Consider the following 16,653-nt stretch of genomic DNA (forward strand, 5'->3'; position numbering starts at 1 on the left):
GACGCACCGACAAATCCCAAACAAGACAGTCGAAGACGTCAGTCAGTCGGCGAGTCAGACGCATCAGCAGAACCACCACTCACATCATCACTGTCCAGTCGGACACCTCGGGCAGATCCGTCCCGTGGGCGCGGATCCAGTCGTGGTGGCGGGCCCGGGTGTCCGCCATCGCCTGGCGCACCGCCACCGCACGGACACCCAGGCCCGGGACGCGGTCGATGACATCCATGACGAGGCGGTAGCGGTCGAGGTCGTTGCGGACCACCATGTCGAAGGGCGTGGTGGTCGTGCCCTCCTCCTTGTAGCCCCTGACGTGCAGCTGGGCGTGTCCGGTGCGGCGGTAGGCCAGCCGGTGGATCAGCCAGGGGTAGCCGTGGTAGGCGAAGATCACCGGCTTGTCGCGGGTGAACAGGGCGTCGTACTCGGAGTCCGGCATCCCGTGCGGATGCTCGCCATGGGGCATGAGACGCGCCATGTCGACGACGTTCACCACCCGCACGGACAGCTCCGGCAGGTGCCGACGCAGCAGACCGGCGGCCGCCAGGGTCTCCAGGGTGGGTACGTCTCCGGCGCAGGCGAGCACGACATCGGGTTCACGGCTGCCGTCCTCGGTGCCCGCCCACTCCCAGACGCCCGCACCGCGTGCGCAGTGCGCCCGGGCCTGATCGAGGGTGAGCCAGTCGAAGCCGGGCTGCTTGCCCGCCACGATCACGTTCACGTAGTCCCGGCTGCGCAGTGCGTGGTCGGCCACGGAGAGCAGGACGACCTCGGGGCTCTTGTTCAGGATGTGGTCGACGAAGCCCGGGTCCTGGTGCGAGAAGCCGTTGTGGTCCTGGCGCCAGACGTGTGAGGTGAGCAGGTAGTTGAGGGAGGCGATGGGGCGGCGCCAGGGCAGCCGCCTGGAGGTCCGCAGCCACTTGATGTGCTGGTTGACCATGGAGTCGACGATGTGGGCGAAGGCCTCGTAGCAGGAGAAGAGTCCGTGCCGGCCGGTGAGCAGATAGCCCTCCAGCCAGCCCTGGCACAGGTGCTCGGAGAGGACCTCCATCACACGGCCGTCGCGGGCGAGATGCTCGTCCGTCGGGAGCGTGCCGGCCTGCCAGGCCTTGCCGGTGGCCTCGTAGAGGTCGTCGAGGCGGTTGGACGCCGTCTCGTCCGGGCCGACGACCCGGAAGTCCCGCCGGTCGGCGGTGGCGGCCATGACGGCCTCCAGCAGGCCGCCGAGGATCCGGGTGGGTTCGTGGGTGCCGGCTCCGGGCCTGTCCACCTGGACGGCGTGCGCCTCGAGGTCCGGAACCGGCAGATCGCGCAGGAGCAGGCCGCCGTTGGCGTACGGGGTGGCGCCGAGCCGCGCCTCGCCTCGTGGCACGCAGGCGAGGACCTGCTCCGTGGGACGGCCCCCGGCGTCGAAGAGTTCCTCCGGCCGGTAGGAGCGCAGCCACCGCTCCAGCTGACGCAGGTGCTCGGGATTGTCACGGACCCCGGGCAGCGGGACCTGGTGGGCCCGCCAGGTGCCCTCGACGGGCAATCCGTCGACGTCGGCGGGTCCGGTCCAGCCCTTCGGCGTCCGCAGCACGATCATCGGCCACTGCGGGCGCCCGGTGTCGCGGCCCGTCCGGGCGGCTCCCTGGAGCTCCCGGATGCGGTCGACGGCACGGTCCATGGCGGCGGCCATCGCCCGGTGCACGGTGAGGGGGTCGTCCCCCGCCACGTACAGCGGTTCGTGCCCGTAGCCGCGCAGCAGCGCGTCGAGTTCCGCCTCGGGGAGGCGGGCGAGCACGGTCGGGTTGGCGATCTTGTACCCGTTGAGGTGGAGGATGGGAAGGACGGCCCCGTCATGGACGGGATCCAGGAACTTGTTGGCGTGCCAGGAGCCCGCCAGCGGTCCAGTCTCCGCCTCGCCGTCGCCGATGACACAGGTGACCAGCAGGTCCGGATGGTCGAGTGCGGCGCCGTAGGCGTGGGCCAGGGCGTAGCCCAGTTCGCCGCCCTCGTGGATGGAGCCCGGGGTCTCAGGCGCTACGTGGCTGGGCACGCCGCCGGGGAAGGAAAACTGCTTGAACAGCAGCTCCATGCCGGCCTCGTCCCTGCTGACGTCGGGGTACGTCTGCGAGTAGCTGCCCTCCAGCCAGGAGTTGGCGAGGACGGCGGGACCGCCGTGTCCGGGGCCCCAGACACACAGCGCGTCGGTCCCGCGCGAGGCGATGACGCGGTTGAGGTGCGTGTACACGAGGTTGAGCCCCGGCGAGGTTCCCCAGTGGCCGAGGAGTCTGGGCTTGATGTCCTCGGGGACGAGCGGCCGGGTGAGCAGCGGATTGCGCATCAGGTAGATCTGGCCGACAGCCAGATAGTTGGCGGCCCGCCAGTGCGCGTCGAGCGCGGCGATCTCTTCGTCGGTCGGGCCGGTCGTCGACGAGGACGGCGGGGCGTCGCTCATGGTCACCTCTCAGCGGACGGGTGCAGTGGGGCCGGCTACCGCGGGTCGGGGCCGTACCAGACGGTCGTGGCGTTGCAGAACTCGCGGATGCCATGACCGGCGAGCTCACGTCCGTATCCGGAGCGCTTCACCCCGCCGAACGGCAGCGCCGGGTGCGAGGCCGTCATGCCGTTGAAGAACACGCCGCCCGCCTCCAGGTCCCTGATGCAGCGGCGGCTCTCCTCGGGATCGCGGGTCCAGACGTTGGAACTGAGGCCGAACGGCGTGTCGTTCGCCAGTTCCAGGGCCTCGTCGAGGCTCTCGGCCCGGTAGAGGGTGGCCACGGGGCCGAACGTCTCCTCCTGGTGGATGCGCATGGCGGGAGTGATCCCGGACAGGACGGTCGGCGCATAGAACCAGCCCCGCTCCAGTCCGCCGGTGAGCCCCTCGGGCCGGCCGCCGCCGCACAGGGCGGTGGCACCCTGCCGCACGGCGTCGTCGACGAGTTCCTCCAGGTCGGTGCGCCCCTGTTCGCTGGCGAGGGGACCGATGTCGGTGGTCTCCTCCAGCGGGTCTCCGACGGTCAGGTCGCGCATCCCCACGGTGAAGCGTTCGGAGAACTCCTCGTACACCTCCGTGTGCACGATGAACCGCTTGGCCGCGATGCAGGACTGCCCGTTGTTCTGGACCCGGGCGGTGACGGCGGTGCGGGCCGCCTTGGCGACGTCGGCCGAGGGCAGAACGAGGTAGGGGTCGCTGCCGCCGAGTTCCAGGACGGTGTGCTTGACCTCGTCCCCGGCCACGGCCGCCACCGCGCGTCCGGCCGGTTCGCTGCCGGTCAGGGTGGCCGCGGCCACCCGGCGGTCGCGCAGGATCGCCTCGACGGCTCCCGAGCCCACCAGCAGGGTCTGGAAGCAGCCGGCCGGGAATCCGGCCCGGTGGAAGAGGTCGCCCAGGTACAGCGCGGTCTGCGGCACGTTGGATGCGTGCTTCAGCAGACCGGTGTTGCCGGCCATGAGCGCGGGGGCCGCGAACCGCACGACCTGCCAGAGGGGGAAGTTCCACGGCATCACGGCGAGCACGGTGCCCAGCGGCCGGTAATGGACGTAGGCGCGGGACGCACCGGAGTCCTCGACGTCCGCGGGCGAGGGGTGCTCGTCACCGAGGAGTTCCTCGGCATGGGCCGCGTACCAGCGCATGGCCCTGGCGCACTTCGCCGCCTCGGCCCTGGAGGCCTTGAGGGGCTTGCCCATCTCCAGGGTCATCGTGCGGGCGATGTCCTGCTGGTCCTCGTCGAGGAGGTCGGCGGCCCGGTTCAGCAGCCTGGACCGTTCGCCGAACGTGGTGGTGCGGTACTCCCGGAAGGCGGCGTCCGCGGCGGCTAGCCGCCGCTCGATCTCGTCCGCCCCCTGGGCGTCGAACGTTCTGAGGGTCTCGCCGTTCGCGGGGTTGACCGTCGCGATGGGCATGACTGTGGCCTCCTTGCCTCGGTACTTCGACCGTGCCGCGCCGCGAGCGGCGGCGCAACGCGGGCCCCGCCTCCCGCATACCCGACCGGCGCGGACCATGCATGCAAGTGGCATGCGATCCGCGCCGGAAGGGGCAGTGGGGGTGGTACGGGTGCCTGGGGCCGATCCGTGCCGCGCCTCAGACGAGGGCAGGGGCGTCGGTCCGGGCCGGGGGGGCCGTGGGCAGCTCGGCGGCCAGCGCCGGCGTCCGGCGGAACTCGCGGACTCCGGGCAGCGGGGGCAGCGGCACCAGTTCGATGTGCTGGGGCTCCTGCGCGTACCGGGTGAACCAGACGACCTTGCCCTCGGCGGTCCGGCAGGTGCCCCAGCTGTCGCTGAGGGCCATGACCCGGCTCAGGCCGCCGCCCTCGTGGAGCAGCCGCGGCATATCGGATCCGTTGTCGGCGACGGAGACCGTGAGGTGCCGTCCTGACCAGCGGAGTTCGAGGACACAGGTGTTGTCGTCACCGACGTGCCGCTGGACGTTGGTCAGCAGCTCCTCCACAGCGCGGCACACGGGCCGGACGTGGAGTTCGAGACTCCAGTGGCGCAGATGTGCGGCGACTATGCGTCGCAGCTGGGACACACGTTCTGCCGATACCTGGAGTTCGACCAGATAGTGCCGGTCGAGTGGAACGGTCATCGTCGAGGCTCCTCACATCGAGGCCCACATGCTTCGCCCCGTTGAACGAACGACCCCCGAATACGAAGAGTGAGCAGATGTCACTTCTGGGTCACTCCTCAGGGTGAGGCCACAGGGCCGGTTGCGCAACACATCCGGCCGCGCACCCCCGGTGACCGGCCGATATGCGGTCCGGGCAGGTCCACCGGCGTCAGCGCAGGGCGGACAGCAGCCGGTCCGGGGTGAGCGGGAGGGTGCGCAGCCGGATTCCGGTGGCGTGATGGACCGCGTTCCCGAGGGCCGCGGCCGCGCCGACGATGCCGATCTCGCCGATGCCCTTGCTGCCCATGGGGTTGAGGTGCGGGTCGTCCTCGTCGATCCAGTACGCCTCCAGGCCGGTCACATCGGCGCAGGCCGGCACGTGGTAGGAGGCGAGGTCACTCTCGGTGAAGTCGCCGAACTCCGGGTCGAGGGAGCTGCCCTCGGTCAGGGCCATGCCGAGTCCCATGGTCATGCCACCGATGAACTGGGAACGTGCGGTGCGGGCGTTGAGGATGTGACCGGCGGCGAAGACCCCGAGCATCCGCCGCACCCGGACCTCACCGGTCCGGGAGTCGACCGCGACCTCCGCGAAGTGGGCCCCGAACGCGTGCCGTGCACAGGGCGACTCGGCCGCCGTCTCCTCGGTCGTGTCCGCCGTCACGGTCACCCCGCCGGCCGGCAGCGGTCCGGAATGCTCGCCCATCCGCTCCACGAGGGCCTCGGCCGCCTTGTGCACGGACCAGCCCCAGGACGCGGTGCCCGAGGAGCCGCCGGCCAGCGGGGCGTCCGGCAGGTCGCTGTCGCCGATGTCGACCGTCACGTTCTCCACCGGCGTCTCCAGCACGCGTGCCGCGATCTGCGCCAGGACGGTCCGCGCGCCGGTGCCGATGTCGGTGGCGTTGACGGCGATGCGGTAGGAGCCGTCGGGGGCCGCGTGCGCCGAGGCGTGGGAGGCGCTCGCATAGACGGGGTACGTGGCGGCGGCGACGCCCGTACCGAGCAGCAGGGTGCCTTCCCGGCGCACTCCCGGACGTGGGTCCCGGCCGTCCCAGCCGAAGCGTGCCGCACCGTCCCGGAGGCAGGCGGCCAGTCCGCGGGTACTGAAGGGCTTACCGGAGTCGGGCTCGGCGGCAGGATCGTTGCGCAGCCGCAGTTCGACAGGGTCGAGCCGGAGCTCCGAGGCGAGTTCGTCGACGGCTGACTCGAGGGCGTACATTCCGGGCGCCTCGCCCGGGGCGCGCATCCATGACGGGCTCGGGACGTCGAGCGCGGTGACCCGGTGGACGGTCCGGCTGTGCTCGGATCCGTACATCACGCGGGCCGGGACGGCGGCCTGTTCCACGAACTCCTTGACGGTGGAGGTGTGGGTGACGACCTCGTGGGCCACGGCGGTGAGGGTCCCGTCGTTCTCCGCACCGAGGCGGACCCGCTGCACGGTGGGTGCCCGGTGGCCGACGACAGCGGCCATGTGCCGCCGTGGCATGGCCAGTTCCACGGGGTGTCCCGTGTGGAGCGCGGCCATGGCGGCGAGCACGGCCTGGGGGCGTGGAGTGCCCTTGCTGCCGAACCCGCCGCCGACGTGGTGCGACACCACGGTGACCTGGTCCGGCCGGAGCCCGAACACGGTGGCGAGACTGTCGCGCACCTTGGTGGCGCCCTGGCTGGAGTCGTACAGCGTGAGGTGCCCGTCCTGCGACCAGTGGGCGGTCGAGGCGTGCGGCTCCATGGGGTGGTTGTGGAGCGGCCCGGTCGTGTACGTGGCGTCCACCTGTACGGGCGCCGCAGCGAAGGCGCGGTCGAAATCGCCGCGTTCACGCACCGCCGGGTAGCCGCCGTTGGCGGTCTCCGGCGTGTACAGGCCTGCGTGGTCCCCGGTGAGGACGACGTCGTGCTCTTCGGTGGCGTAGGAGATCCGGAGTGCTTCGGCACCTGCCCGCGCGCCTTCGAGGGTGTCGGCCACCACCAGGGCGATCTGCCAGCCCCGGTGCGGCACGTGGTCGTTCTGGAGGACGGCGAGGATCGGGTCGTCCGGCTCGTTGGTCCGCGGCGCGTTCTCGTGGGTGAGGACGGCGCGGACACCGGGGAGGGCGAGGGCGTCGGCGGTTCGGATCGCGGTGACCCGGCCGCGGGGCACGGTGGCGGGCACCGGCCAGGCGTACAGACAGCCGGGCAGATGGCGCTCGGCGGCGTAGCGCGCGACGCCGGTCACCTTGTCCCGGCCCTCGCGGCGGACGACGGGGGCGCCGAGCGGCTGGGGTGCGTGGCTCATGACGGGGTCCTCGGCTCTTCGGGGGCGGTTTCTTCAGGGGCCGGCACTTTCGGAGGCTGCCGTCTTCAGGAGCCGGCAGCCCCAGGCGCCTGGGGCTGCACGGTCGGCGTCCTGAGGGACTCAGGAGCCGTCCTCTTCAGGAGCGTCAGCGAGCGCGGCCAGGGCGTCGACGGCCAGGTGGCGGGCCAGCACCACCTTGAACGCGTTGTCGCGCAGCGGGCGGGCCGCCGCGAGTTCGGCGTCCACCGCGCTCAGGTACACGGCGTCGGCGGCCGGCGCGCCGCGCAGCGCCTCCTCGGCGGTGCGGGCCCGCCACGGCCGGTGGGCGAGCCCGCCGAACGCCAGCGCCGCGTGCTCGATCCTCCCGTCGCGTACGCGCAGGACGGCTGCCACGGAGGCCAGGGCGAATGCGAACGAGGCGCGGTCGCGTGCCTTGCGGTACAGGGAGACGGTGCCGTCGGGGAGCGGAGGCAGGACCACCTCGGTGATCATTTCGTCCGGCCGGATCACGGTGTCCGTGCTCGGGTCGTCCCCGGGCAGCCGGTGGAAATCCGTGACGGCCACACTCCGTTCGCCGTCCGGTCCGTGCAGGAGGACCACGGCGTCGAGGGCGGCGAGCGCCACGGCCATGTCCGAAGGGTGGGTGGCGACGCACTCGGACGAGTGACCGATGACGGCGAGGTCGCGGTGGGCGCCCTCCCTGGCCGGGCAGCCGCTGCCGGGGTCCCGCTTGTTGCAGGGCTTCGACGTGTCCTGGAAGTACGGGCAGCGGGTGCGCTGGAGCAGATTGCCGCCGGTGGTGGCGGTGTTGCGCAGTTGCCCCGAGGCTCCGGCCAGCAGTGCCTGCGAGAGGGCGGGATAGCGCGTGCGCACCGCGGGATGGGCGGCCAGATCGCTGTTGCGGACGGTGGCCCCGATGCGCAGTCCGCCGTCGGCGGTGTCCGTCACCCGGTCCAGGGGCAGCCGGCTGACGTCGATGAGGAGGCCGGGGCTCTCCACACCGAGCTTCATGAGGTCGACCAGATTGGTGCCGCCGCCGAGGAACCGGGAACCGGGACGGTCGGCGCTCTCGCGGACCGCTTCGGCGACCGAGGCTGCGCGCAGATACGCGAAGGGCTTCACGAGGCGACATCCCCGATCGCCTCGACGATACGGGGGTAGGCCCCGCACCGGCACAGGTTGCCGCTCATCCGTTCACGGATCTCCGCGTCGTCGAGGACCACCGGGCCGGCGACGGGCGCGGTGTGCGCCGTGGCGTGGGACGGGAAACCGTCCTGCGCCTCCCCGAGGACGCCGACGGCCGAGCAGATCTGCCCGGGCGTGCAGTAGCCGCACTGGAGCGCGTCACGCTCCAGGAAGGCTTCCTGGAGCGGATGCAGCCGGTCGCCGTCGCCCAATCCCTCGATCGTGGTGATCCGGGCCCCGTCCTGGGCGACGGCCAGAAGCAGGCAACTGTTGGCCCGTCGGCCGTCCACGAGCACGGTGCAGGCGCCGCACTGCCCGTGGTCGCAGCCCTTCTTGGCCCCGGTCAGGCCCAGGTGCAGGCGCAGGGCGTCCAGGACGGTGGTGCGGTGGTCGAGCGTCAGGGTGTGCTCGGTTCCGTTGATGGTCAGGGTGAGGGTGGAATGGTGGCCGGTTGCCCGTCCCTCCCCCTCGCCGCCCCTCCCCCGGCTGGTCGGGTCCACGTGACGGCACCTTTCGAGAGGTAGTTTTGTCTGCTTTCTACCAGTCGGACAACGGCTCCGCGTCATGAAGGGCGGGCAGCCGGCGTAGCGTTCGGCCTACTTGTTCTCCAGCCGTAGCCGGACCTCCTCCTCCTGGTCACCGGAGACGGTGCCGACGACCCGCACGGTGAAGGCACCCGTGAGGCTCTTCCGGAGCCGGTCGACCGCCCAGTAGCCGCCCTGTACGTCAGCGGTGACGGGCTCACCGAGTCGTACCGGGACGGACACCACCCGGGCCTCGGTGACATCGACGGTGACGACCCAGGCCGTGGGCCGCTTCCCGCTGACGTCCTGGGGGACGTCGACCGAGGCCCGGTCGGTGGCGAAGGCGGCCCGCAGCACGTCGAAGACCGTGCGCGCATCGTCCTTCCCGCACCCGCTGATCACGACCGACACCTCGCGGCCGTCCCGGCTTTCCTCGGACTGCTGCTTCTCCTGTGTGCTGTTCACCGCGGTTCCTTCCCAAGGGGTCCCTTCCAGGCTCGCCCCGCAGGCGGTCGCCTGCGACACGGGCGGCCCGGAAGCCCTGCGGGTACCCGTGGAGGGACAGCCCATGTCCTTCCAAACATTTTCGACGGCTATATCCACTTAAAACATGAATTCGATGTCAGAGCTGCGTGAGGTCCTCGCCCTGGGGTATCCGGCAAGCATGGATGTATCGAATGGAGCCCTGAATTCCCTGGCCATCACCCTCGCGGACGGACGGGGCGCGACCGGGGCGGTGATGGGCGTTGTCGGCGTGGTCCTGGTGGCTGTGCTGATCGGCGCCTTCTGGCTGGGCAAGCGGCGGCGCGACCAGGAGCTGCCGCCACCGCGGCCCGAGGAACAGCCGTCGGCGCCGGACCACCGCACACACGTGGAGGAGCGCAACGTCCACGGTGACGACGAATTCCCCGCCGACGGCCGGGGGCTCTCGCCCTACGAACTCGGCGATCACGGGAGCGAGACCATTCACCGGGACAACGACGAGCGTCGCGACTGAACGGCCCCACCGGTTTCCGGAACGGCCTGCCACCGTTCCGGAGACCCCGGGCCCCCGCGGCCGCGTAGCCGCGTGTTGCGGGAGCGGCCCGGCGCGGAGAGGCTGGTGGAGGCCACCGCGGGCCACCGGCACACAGCTGCCGCACCCCCCATGAAGGCAGTAGGACCATGACCGGAAGCACCTCTGGTACGGCATCCGCGCGCGCGCCGCTGACCGGGCCCGCGGCGCCCTGCTGGGTCAATCTGATGACCCGGGACCTGGAGTCCGCCCAGGCGTTCTACGGCCCCGTGATGGGCTGGGCGTTCCGGCCCGGCAAGCTCGGCCAGGAGTTCTCCGTCGCCCGCCGCGAGGACGTGCCCGTGGCCGGGATCGGCGCCGTGGCGACCACCTTCCACGTCGCGGTGGCGTGGACCCCCTACTTCGCCGTCCAGGACGCCGATGCGACCGCCGCCCGGATCCGCGAGCGCAGCGGCACCGTGGCGGTCGGCCCGCTGGCGCTGGGCAAAGGGCGCGGCGCACTCGCCGCCGACCGCGACGGCGCGGGGTTCGGCATCTGGGAACGGACCGCGCCCGCGACGTCGCCACCCGCCCCCGACGGCCATTCGCACGCCTGGCTGCGGCTGCGTACCCGCAATGCCTTCGACGCCGCGATCTTCTACGGCGAGGTCCTGGACTGGGCGAGCGGACGGCCCGGTTCCTGCGAGGTGGGGTACGCGACGGACGAGGTCATCGTGCAGTGCGGCGGGCGTCAGCTGGCCCGGATCAGTTCGGGTGCGGTCGAGGCGGCCCCCGACCCGTTGGTCCGTCCGCACTGGCAGGTGAACTTCCCGGTGGAGGACGTCACCGCCGCTGTCGCGTCCGCGCAGGAGCGCGGCGGTTCCCTGGTCGAGGAGGTGACCCGTCCCGAGGGGCGCGAGGCAACACTGGTCGACCCGGACGGCGGGCTCTTCACGCTCACGGATGTCCACGACGCCGGGGCCGTCGGCAGGCTGTGACTCCGGGTGCCGTCACCTCTCCCCCCGCCGGCCGTGGGAGCGGGCCAGCGCCAGGGCCGGGAAGACGAACCAGCAGACGAGGAACCACAGTGCTATCCCGCCGACCAGCCAGAGGGCGAGGGCGTTGTGCAGTGCCACCCGCAGGATCAGCAGGAGCGCCGAGCACATCGTGCAGAACAGCAGGACCAGCCCGATCACGGTCAGGCGTGAAGCCCAGGTGACCGTCTGGGGCTTCATCCGCCGCCCCGTGAGCAGCCGGTGGTACGACACCGGGCCGATGAGCGCGCCCGCTGTGGCGGAGCCGAACATCACCGTGATCACGTAGATCGTGCGATCGGTGTCGGAGAGGTCCGTGAAGCGCGGCTGGAAGACGACGGCGAGCAGGAAGCCGAAGAGGATCTGCACGCCGGTCTGGGCGACGCGCAGTTCCTGGAGCAGATCGGTCCACCGGCGGTCCGCCCGCTCCTCCTCCGTCTCCTTGCGCCCCCATCCGCGGTCCCTGCCGTGCTCCTCCTCGGATGAGCTCACCGTGGGCCTCCGTCCGGATACGGGCAGTTCCTGTACGTGACGTGCCCTTTCCACACCGTAGACCGGCTGCCGGGCCGGGGCCCCTCCAGCGAGCGGGACGGCTGCCGCGGTGCGCCGGCTCCGCCTCTCAGCCGACCGGCAGCACCAGTTCGGGCCGGTCCCACATCACCGCGGGAGGTGCGGCCCGCACGGTTCCGGTCCGGCGGGCGCCCACACTCGTGTAGAAACCCTCGGCCGGCGGATGCGACACGATGCGCACCTCTGTGAGGCCGGCCCCGTGGGCTTCGCCCACCAGGTGCCCGATGAGCAGACGGCCGATCCCGGCGCCCTGCGCCTCGTCGGCGACGAACATGAGATCCAGCTCGGGCGGTGCGAGGAGCAGGGAGTAGAAGCCGAGCACCCGGCCGGTGGTCGCGCCGACGGCCGCGAAGACCCTGTGGGTCTCGACGTAGTCGTGACCCACCCGGTATCCGGCGACCATGGGTGCGTACGGCCCCTCGTAGGCACGGGAGGTCCGGACCAGGCGGGTCAGGCGCTTCGCGTCCCGTGCACCGGCCCGCCTGATCCCGATGTCTTCCCCCAGCGCCCGGCGCGCGCGCGACGTAATGCCTGATCTCATGTACCGAGTATTACGTACCCGGAAGCGGGCCAAGCACCCACCGCCGGGGGCTTCAGGCAGAGCGGGCCGTCCGCCACTCCTCGACGACGGCCTCGACGTCGAACGGCCGGAGGTTCAGGAGTGGTCCCGGCAGTGGCCGCCTGACAGCCGCGGCGATCTTCTCGTTCACCGCGTCCAGCATCCGCCGCACCTCGGCCTCGGTCCGCGTCCGGGGCACGGCGGCCAGGGTGTCCTCCGCCTCCTTGCGCAGGGCCAGCGACGGCGGGAGCACCGACATGCCCTCACGCTGCATCTTCGCCTTGATCCACCACGCCTCGTCGTACGGACGGTCGAGCCCTTCGAGGGGCTTCCCGAATCCGGGCAGCTGGGAGACGTCACCGCGTTGCTCGGATTCCCGGATCTGTTTGTCGACCCACGATTCGAAGCTGACGTCCGGGGGTTTGCGCTCGGTCACCGTGATGCCCCTCTCGCAGATGCGCGTGATGCAGCCCTTCCACGATACCGAGAGGCCGTGCGGCAGCGGCCGGAGCCCGTCCGGAACAGACCGGCGGCAAAGCTCCGCGCCTTGGATGCCGATGGCGGGGTACACGAGCAGCACGCCCCGGCCGATACGGCGCCGGGGACGATCCGAAGGGGATGGTGAGAGTGGAGCACAGCGACTTGCGGACCGGGAACCGGAAGGAGTGGTGACCATGACGACCGTAGTGATCATCGTCGCGATCGCCCTGGTGGCGGTCTGCGCACTGGCCTTCCTCTACGCACGACGGAGCGGTGGGCAGGGGATGCGGCGCCGCTTCGGGCCGGAGTACGACCGGACCGTCGCGCACCACCACGGCGACGCGAAGGCCGCCGAACGCGAACTGCAGGAGCGGCTGAAGCGGCACCGCTCCCTGCACGAGCGCCCGTTGACGCCCGAGGCGCGCGCACAGTACGCGGACCGCTGGCAGCGGATCGAGGGCGGCTTCGTGGACGCGCCGCAGCAGGCAGTCGCCGACGCGGACGCACTGCTGGCCGAACTGGCCGGCGATCTGGGCTTCCCCGACGGCCGGGACTTCGGCGAGCAGAGCGCTGCGCTCTCCGTCCACCACGCCGAACACGTCAACGGCTATCGCCGGGTGCACGACGCCAAACAGGGCGACGGCGGTACGGAGGACTTGCGGGAGGCACTCCTGGAGGCCCGCGGCCTGTTCAACGTCCTCGTCTCGAACGGCACCGACCGGCCGGTTCACCGGCACCCGCACCACGCGGAAGGAAGTGGCAAGGCATGACACGCGACACCGGATCCATTCCCCGTATGCCCACCGAGGTCCCCGAGGTGGCGAAGAAGCCCCGGGCCGCCGCCCCCGGCCGCACCTCCGACCACCACGTGACGGACTCCCTCGCGGTGGACGCCGGCCCCACGGGCGCCGGAGCAACAGGTACCGGGCGGAAGCCCGACGACCCCCCGGCAGGGCAGCCACACACGAAGACCCCCGCTGCCGCCCCCCTGCCCGGCGACGGCATTCCGGCGGCCCCCGCATCCGACCGCCGGCCGTCCGGGGGAGGCACGCCTGGCGCAACGCGCCCCCTCTTCCCCGGCGACGCCCACGACCGCCTCTCCGAGCGGCTCCAGCACGCGGTGAGCGAGTTCGTCGAGAGCCCCACCCGGGCTGTCGAGGAGGCCGAGAGGACGTTCGACACCGTGGTGGCCGGCCTCACGGAAGCACTCGAGGAGCACCGGCGCTCGCTCGGCACCGCCGGACGGGACGGTGATCCCGCCCTGCGGACCGAGGAGTTGCGGGTGACCCTGCAGCACTACCGCGACCTCACGGAGCGACTGCTGAACGTGTGAGGCGCGCAGTCGCCCACGCAGGCTCACGGGCGGACCTCCACGCAGGGTTACACCCTTCGGCTCTGCCGCAGGCTTCCCTTCTGCCGTCGGCGCACACGCGCGGGCGGCAGAAGGCATGCCGTGATCAGCGCAGACTCCGGCCGCTCGGGCTCAGCTCACCGGGCGGACACCACGAGTTCGCGCAGCCGTAGCAGCGCGGCTTCGGGGATGCGCAGCCCGTCGCGCGCGTACCCCTGGATCCCTCCCCACCGCTCGTCCATGGCGTCCAGCGCCGTATCGAGGTAGCGGGGCCGGACCTCGATGATCGCGGAGGCGATCTCCGGGTCGCCGCCCGCGTCGAGATAGCTCTGCACGGACGGCCGGAAGGCAACCCGCATCACCGGGTTCACCGCGAGGAACTCCTCCCTCACCGCATCACGTGACGCGCCGAGGAGAAGGAGCAGCAGAGCCGCCGCCCAGCCCGCGCGGTCCTTGCCCGTCGTGCAGTGGAAGAGCACGGGGCGCGCGGCATCGTCCGCGGCCGTCTCGAGGAACGCCCGGTAGGCGGCCGCCGCTCGTGGCGAGAGCACCACCTGCCGGTATGTCTCCGCGAACATCTCCTCGGCTTTCCCGCCCCCGAGGAGCCGCTCGGTCTCGACCGGATCCGCGAGCAGCGCACGCAGCCTGGCCGGAGCCACGCCCGGGTCGTCCCCGAGGACGTCGGCGACGAACAGCCGAGCGCCCGGCGGCAGGCGGTCGGGAACCGAGGCCCGCTCGTCCGCGGTCCGCAGATCGACGACGGTACGGATACCGAGCGCTGCCACCGCCGCGTCGTGCACCGGGTCGTGGCCGCCGAGCTGACCGGACCGCAGCACCACGCCCCGCCGCACCTGCCGGCCGGACCCCAGAGCGATGCCGCCCAGATCCCGCAGATTGAGAACAGAGGCTGCCGGGACGGCCCTGGCGGTTTGCACGATGACATTCCTCTTTTCCCGACACGTATCCGAATTGATTTCGGCCTGGCCGGATCAAAAGTCGCATGATGTCGGGAAATCGACAAAGTAAAACGCCGGTGATCATCGAACGGGGGCGGGGCACGCCGAAGGGGAACGCCATGAGAGGCGCACAAGGCATCCGGCCTGATCGCCGCCCCTCCGTACGAGGATGCGGGCCGGGCCCGGCGGACGCCCTGCGGTCCTGCCGTCAGCAGGGGAAACGGGGCCGCACCGACGCGCTGCGGGGAATCCGTCGCCGCAATCCCGGGTATTCATGCGGCGCGGCACGTTCGGCTCGGCGGCGGGGAGGAATCGGCGGGAAGAACGCGACCGGGGAGAATCACGTTCGCATCACCGTTTCCGGGCGGGGCAGGCAGCCCGCCCGGCGAGCATCACTCCGCGAGGAGCTTTGCCTTCTGGGACTCGAACTCGGCATCGGTCAGGATGCCCTGCTTCTTCAGCTCGGCCAGCCGTTCCAGCCGGCTGATCAGATCGTCGGCGGGCGGCTGGGCGGCCTGCTGCCCGGACGCCTGCATCTGCATCTGCTGACGCATCTGCTCGTCGGCCATCTGCTCGGCGTCGTCCTCGGCGAACCTCGCCTGCTGACGTCGCTGGACGCGGCCGCTGACCGCCGAGGCGGTCCCCGCGACGACGGCCGTGCGCGCGGCAGCCCCGAGCAGACCGGGCCCGCGGCGGTTCATTCCAGGTCCTCGAAAGATCGGCATGTCGTACGCCTTTCCGATGCGGTGCGTTGTCAGCGTGCGGAAGCGGCGGCCGCCACTGCGGCCTCCGCGACCTCTGCGGGAATCCGCTCATGGGCGACGAGCTGACCACCCGAAGCGCGGACCGCCTCGGTGAGGGGCAGCGCCCAGAGGTCCTCCCACACGATCAGCGCCGCGGAACTGCCCGGCGGCACGCTCTCCCCGAGGGTCCTGATGTCGTCACTGTTCAGCATGCCGCCGACCTCTCCTTCGACCGGCTGGAAGGAGACGAGGTCGTCCGGGTCGAGGTCGTCCAGTTCGAGGATCTCGATCGCACCGTCCTCGGACCGGTACACGAAGGTGAGGTCAATGATGCGCACCGCCTTCGACGCCACCGCTTCGGCGAGCGCCGGTGCGATGGCTCCGGTGAACCGGCTGCCGGGGAAGGCGACGACGAGGTACTCCACAGGTCCCACAGCCACGGGCGTGTCCTCTCCGGAAGGATGAATTGCCAGCAGCATAACTTCGGACATTTACTGCCGCACTGTGGCAATTGAGAACCGACTGAAGGAGGCGCAGGGGTTACGGCTGCTGGAAACCGGCCTTCGTGAGGATCCTCCGGGCTTCGGGGGTGGTCAGCCACTCGACGAACGCGGCCGCCGCCCGGCTGTTGCCGGAGCTCTTGAGTGTGGCAGCCGGGTAGGAGGCGAGGGCGTTCTGCCCGTCGGGGATGTCCACCGCGTCCACCTTGTCCGTGGCCGTGGCCGCGTCCGTCCGGTAGACGATGCCGGCGTCGGCCTCACCGAGTTCGACCTTGCTGAGGACCGCCCGGACGTCGGGCTCCTCGGAAACCGGCTCGACCGTGAGCTTCTGGGCGTCGAGCACCTGCTTGCTGTAGCGGCCGACCGGCACCTCGGGAGCGGCAAGGACGACCTTCAGCCGGGTGTCCGTCAGGTCCTTCAAACTCCGGATCCTCTCCGGATTACCCTCACCCGTGGCAATGACGAGACGGTTCCCGGCGATGACCGTCGGGGTGCCGGTCTCGCCCTCGAGCCCATCCATCGTCCTGGTGTCCGCGGTGACCAGCGCGTCGGCGGGCGCCCCCTGCTTCACCTGCGCGGCAAGCTGCTGCGAGCCCGCGAAGGAGAAGGTCACGTCCGTCCCGGGGTGCGACTTCTCGTACGCGACGCCGGCGGTCCGGAACACGTCGGTGAGCGAGGCTGCGGCCAAAACGGTCAGTTTCACCTTCGGCGGACCTCCCGCGCTCCCGTCGGCACCCTCCGCCGCGTCGTCACTGCCACAGGCGGCGAGCGGCACCAGCAGGGCGGCGGTCACGGCCGCGGCGGCGGCGGCGGCACGGCGTCGGGCGGGGGTGAGTGCCATCTGAGCGGGACTCCTTCGGACGTACTGCGCGGACATCGGGAACGTCGTCGAAGCGGCCG

The 16,653-nt window shown here is 71.3% G+C and carries 18 protein-coding genes; 4 read left to right on the top strand and 14 right to left on the bottom strand.

Annotated elements, in window-relative coordinates; genetic code table 11:
* Positions 1-79: 79 nt before the first annotated feature.
* The 7 genes from ABZ434_RS26950 to ABZ434_RS26980 form a co-directional block, all read right to left on the bottom strand.
* A complete protein-coding gene (locus ABZ434_RS26950) occupies positions 80-2,437 on the bottom strand; it encodes a phosphoketolase family protein (protein WP_359142000.1) in 2,358 nt (785 codons plus the stop codon).
* Between the two features lie 35 nt (positions 2,438-2,472).
* Positions 2,473-3,885, bottom strand: coding sequence for an NADP-dependent succinic semialdehyde dehydrogenase (locus ABZ434_RS26955; protein ID WP_359142002.1), 1,413 nt, complete (start codon positions 3,883-3,885; stop codon positions 2,473-2,475).
* Between the two features lie 178 nt (positions 3,886-4,063).
* A complete protein-coding gene (locus tag ABZ434_RS26960; RefSeq protein ID WP_359142004.1) occupies positions 4,064-4,567 on the bottom strand; it encodes an ATP-binding protein in 504 nt (167 codons plus the stop codon).
* Between the two features lie 190 nt (positions 4,568-4,757).
* Positions 4,758-6,857 carry a xanthine dehydrogenase family protein molybdopterin-binding subunit gene (locus ABZ434_RS26965; protein ID WP_359142006.1) on the bottom strand — a complete coding sequence of 700 codons (2,100 nt, stop codon included), beginning with the start codon at positions 6,855-6,857 and terminating at the stop codon, positions 4,758-4,760.
* Between the two features lie 120 nt (positions 6,858-6,977).
* Positions 6,978-7,979, bottom strand: a complete 1,002-nt coding sequence (locus ABZ434_RS26970) for a xanthine dehydrogenase family protein subunit M (protein ID WP_359142008.1) — start codon at positions 7,977-7,979, stop codon at positions 6,978-6,980.
* Entirely contained in the window at positions 7,976-8,542 is a 567-nt protein-coding gene (locus ABZ434_RS26975) for a 2Fe-2S iron-sulfur cluster-binding protein (protein ID WP_359142010.1), read from the bottom strand. Before ABZ434_RS26975 ends, ABZ434_RS26970 begins: the two co-directional genes overlap by 4 nt.
* Positions 8,543-8,638: 96 nt before the next feature.
* Positions 8,639-9,031 (bottom strand): hypothetical protein, encoded by a 393-nt coding sequence (locus ABZ434_RS26980; protein WP_359142012.1) that lies wholly within the window; start codon positions 9,029-9,031, stop codon positions 8,639-8,641.
* Positions 9,032-9,230: 199 nt separating this feature from the next.
* Between ABZ434_RS26980 and ABZ434_RS26985 the strand changes: the two genes are divergently transcribed.
* Together ABZ434_RS26985 and ABZ434_RS26990 are read left to right on the top strand one after the other, a co-directional pair.
* Positions 9,231-9,563 (top strand): DUF6479 family protein, encoded by a 333-nt coding sequence (locus ABZ434_RS26985; protein ID WP_359142013.1) that lies wholly within the window; start codon positions 9,231-9,233, stop codon positions 9,561-9,563.
* A 167-nt stretch (positions 9,564-9,730) separates the two neighbouring features.
* A complete protein-coding gene (locus tag ABZ434_RS26990; RefSeq protein WP_359142015.1) occupies positions 9,731-10,558 on the top strand; it encodes a VOC family protein in 828 nt (275 codons plus the stop codon).
* Positions 10,559-10,570: 12 nt separating this feature from the next.
* Here the strand turns inward: ABZ434_RS26990 and ABZ434_RS26995 are convergent, their stop codons facing one another.
* The 3 genes from ABZ434_RS26995 to ABZ434_RS27005 form a co-directional block, all read right to left on the bottom strand.
* Positions 10,571-11,086, bottom strand: a complete 516-nt coding sequence (locus tag ABZ434_RS26995; RefSeq protein WP_359142017.1) for a DUF6328 family protein — start codon at positions 11,084-11,086, stop codon at positions 10,571-10,573.
* Between the two features lie 127 nt (positions 11,087-11,213).
* Positions 11,214-11,705, bottom strand: a complete 492-nt coding sequence (locus ABZ434_RS27000; protein WP_359142019.1) for a GNAT family N-acetyltransferase — start codon at positions 11,703-11,705, stop codon at positions 11,214-11,216.
* A 52-nt stretch (positions 11,706-11,757) separates the two neighbouring features.
* Positions 11,758-12,159, bottom strand: a complete 402-nt coding sequence (locus ABZ434_RS27005) for a DUF1992 domain-containing protein (RefSeq protein ID WP_359142021.1) — start codon at positions 12,157-12,159, stop codon at positions 11,758-11,760.
* Positions 12,160-12,397: 238 nt separating this feature from the next.
* Here ABZ434_RS27005 and ABZ434_RS27010 point away from each other — a divergent pair, with 238 nt between their 5' ends.
* A complete protein-coding gene (locus ABZ434_RS27010) occupies positions 12,398-12,973 on the top strand; it encodes a hypothetical protein (RefSeq protein ID WP_359142023.1) in 576 nt (191 codons plus the stop codon).
* Positions 12,970-13,536 carry a hypothetical protein gene (locus ABZ434_RS27015; protein ID WP_359142025.1) on the top strand — a complete coding sequence of 189 codons (567 nt, stop codon included), beginning with the start codon at positions 12,970-12,972 and terminating at the stop codon, positions 13,534-13,536. The genes ABZ434_RS27010 and ABZ434_RS27015 overlap by 4 nt, the downstream gene beginning before the upstream one ends.
* Before the next feature lie 155 nt (positions 13,537-13,691).
* On the opposite strand, the gene ABZ434_RS27020 is transcribed toward ABZ434_RS27015, so the two are convergent.
* The 4 genes from ABZ434_RS27020 to modA all read right to left on the bottom strand — a co-directional run bounded on the left by ABZ434_RS27020 (position 13,692) and on the right by modA (position 16,594).
* On the bottom strand, positions 13,692-14,489 hold the full coding sequence (locus tag ABZ434_RS27020) for a tyrosine-protein phosphatase (RefSeq protein WP_359142027.1): 798 nt from the start codon (positions 14,487-14,489) through the stop codon (positions 13,692-13,694).
* Between the two features lie 413 nt (positions 14,490-14,902).
* On the bottom strand, positions 14,903-15,211 hold the full coding sequence (locus ABZ434_RS27025; protein WP_359142029.1) for an SHOCT domain-containing protein: 309 nt from the start codon (positions 15,209-15,211) through the stop codon (positions 14,903-14,905).
* A 53-nt stretch (positions 15,212-15,264) separates the two neighbouring features.
* Entirely contained in the window at positions 15,265-15,693 is a 429-nt protein-coding gene (locus ABZ434_RS27030) for a DUF6325 family protein (protein WP_359142030.1), read from the bottom strand.
* A gap of 100 nt (positions 15,694-15,793) precedes the next feature.
* A complete protein-coding gene (gene modA, locus ABZ434_RS27035) occupies positions 15,794-16,594 on the bottom strand; it encodes a molybdate ABC transporter substrate-binding protein (RefSeq protein WP_359142032.1) in 801 nt (266 codons plus the stop codon).
* Positions 16,595-16,653 lie beyond the last annotated feature (59 nt).

Origin of the sequence: Streptomyces sp. NPDC005761 (assembly GCF_040630635.1) — a bacterium.
Lineage (GTDB): Bacteria > Actinomycetota > Actinomycetes > Streptomycetales > Streptomycetaceae > Streptomyces.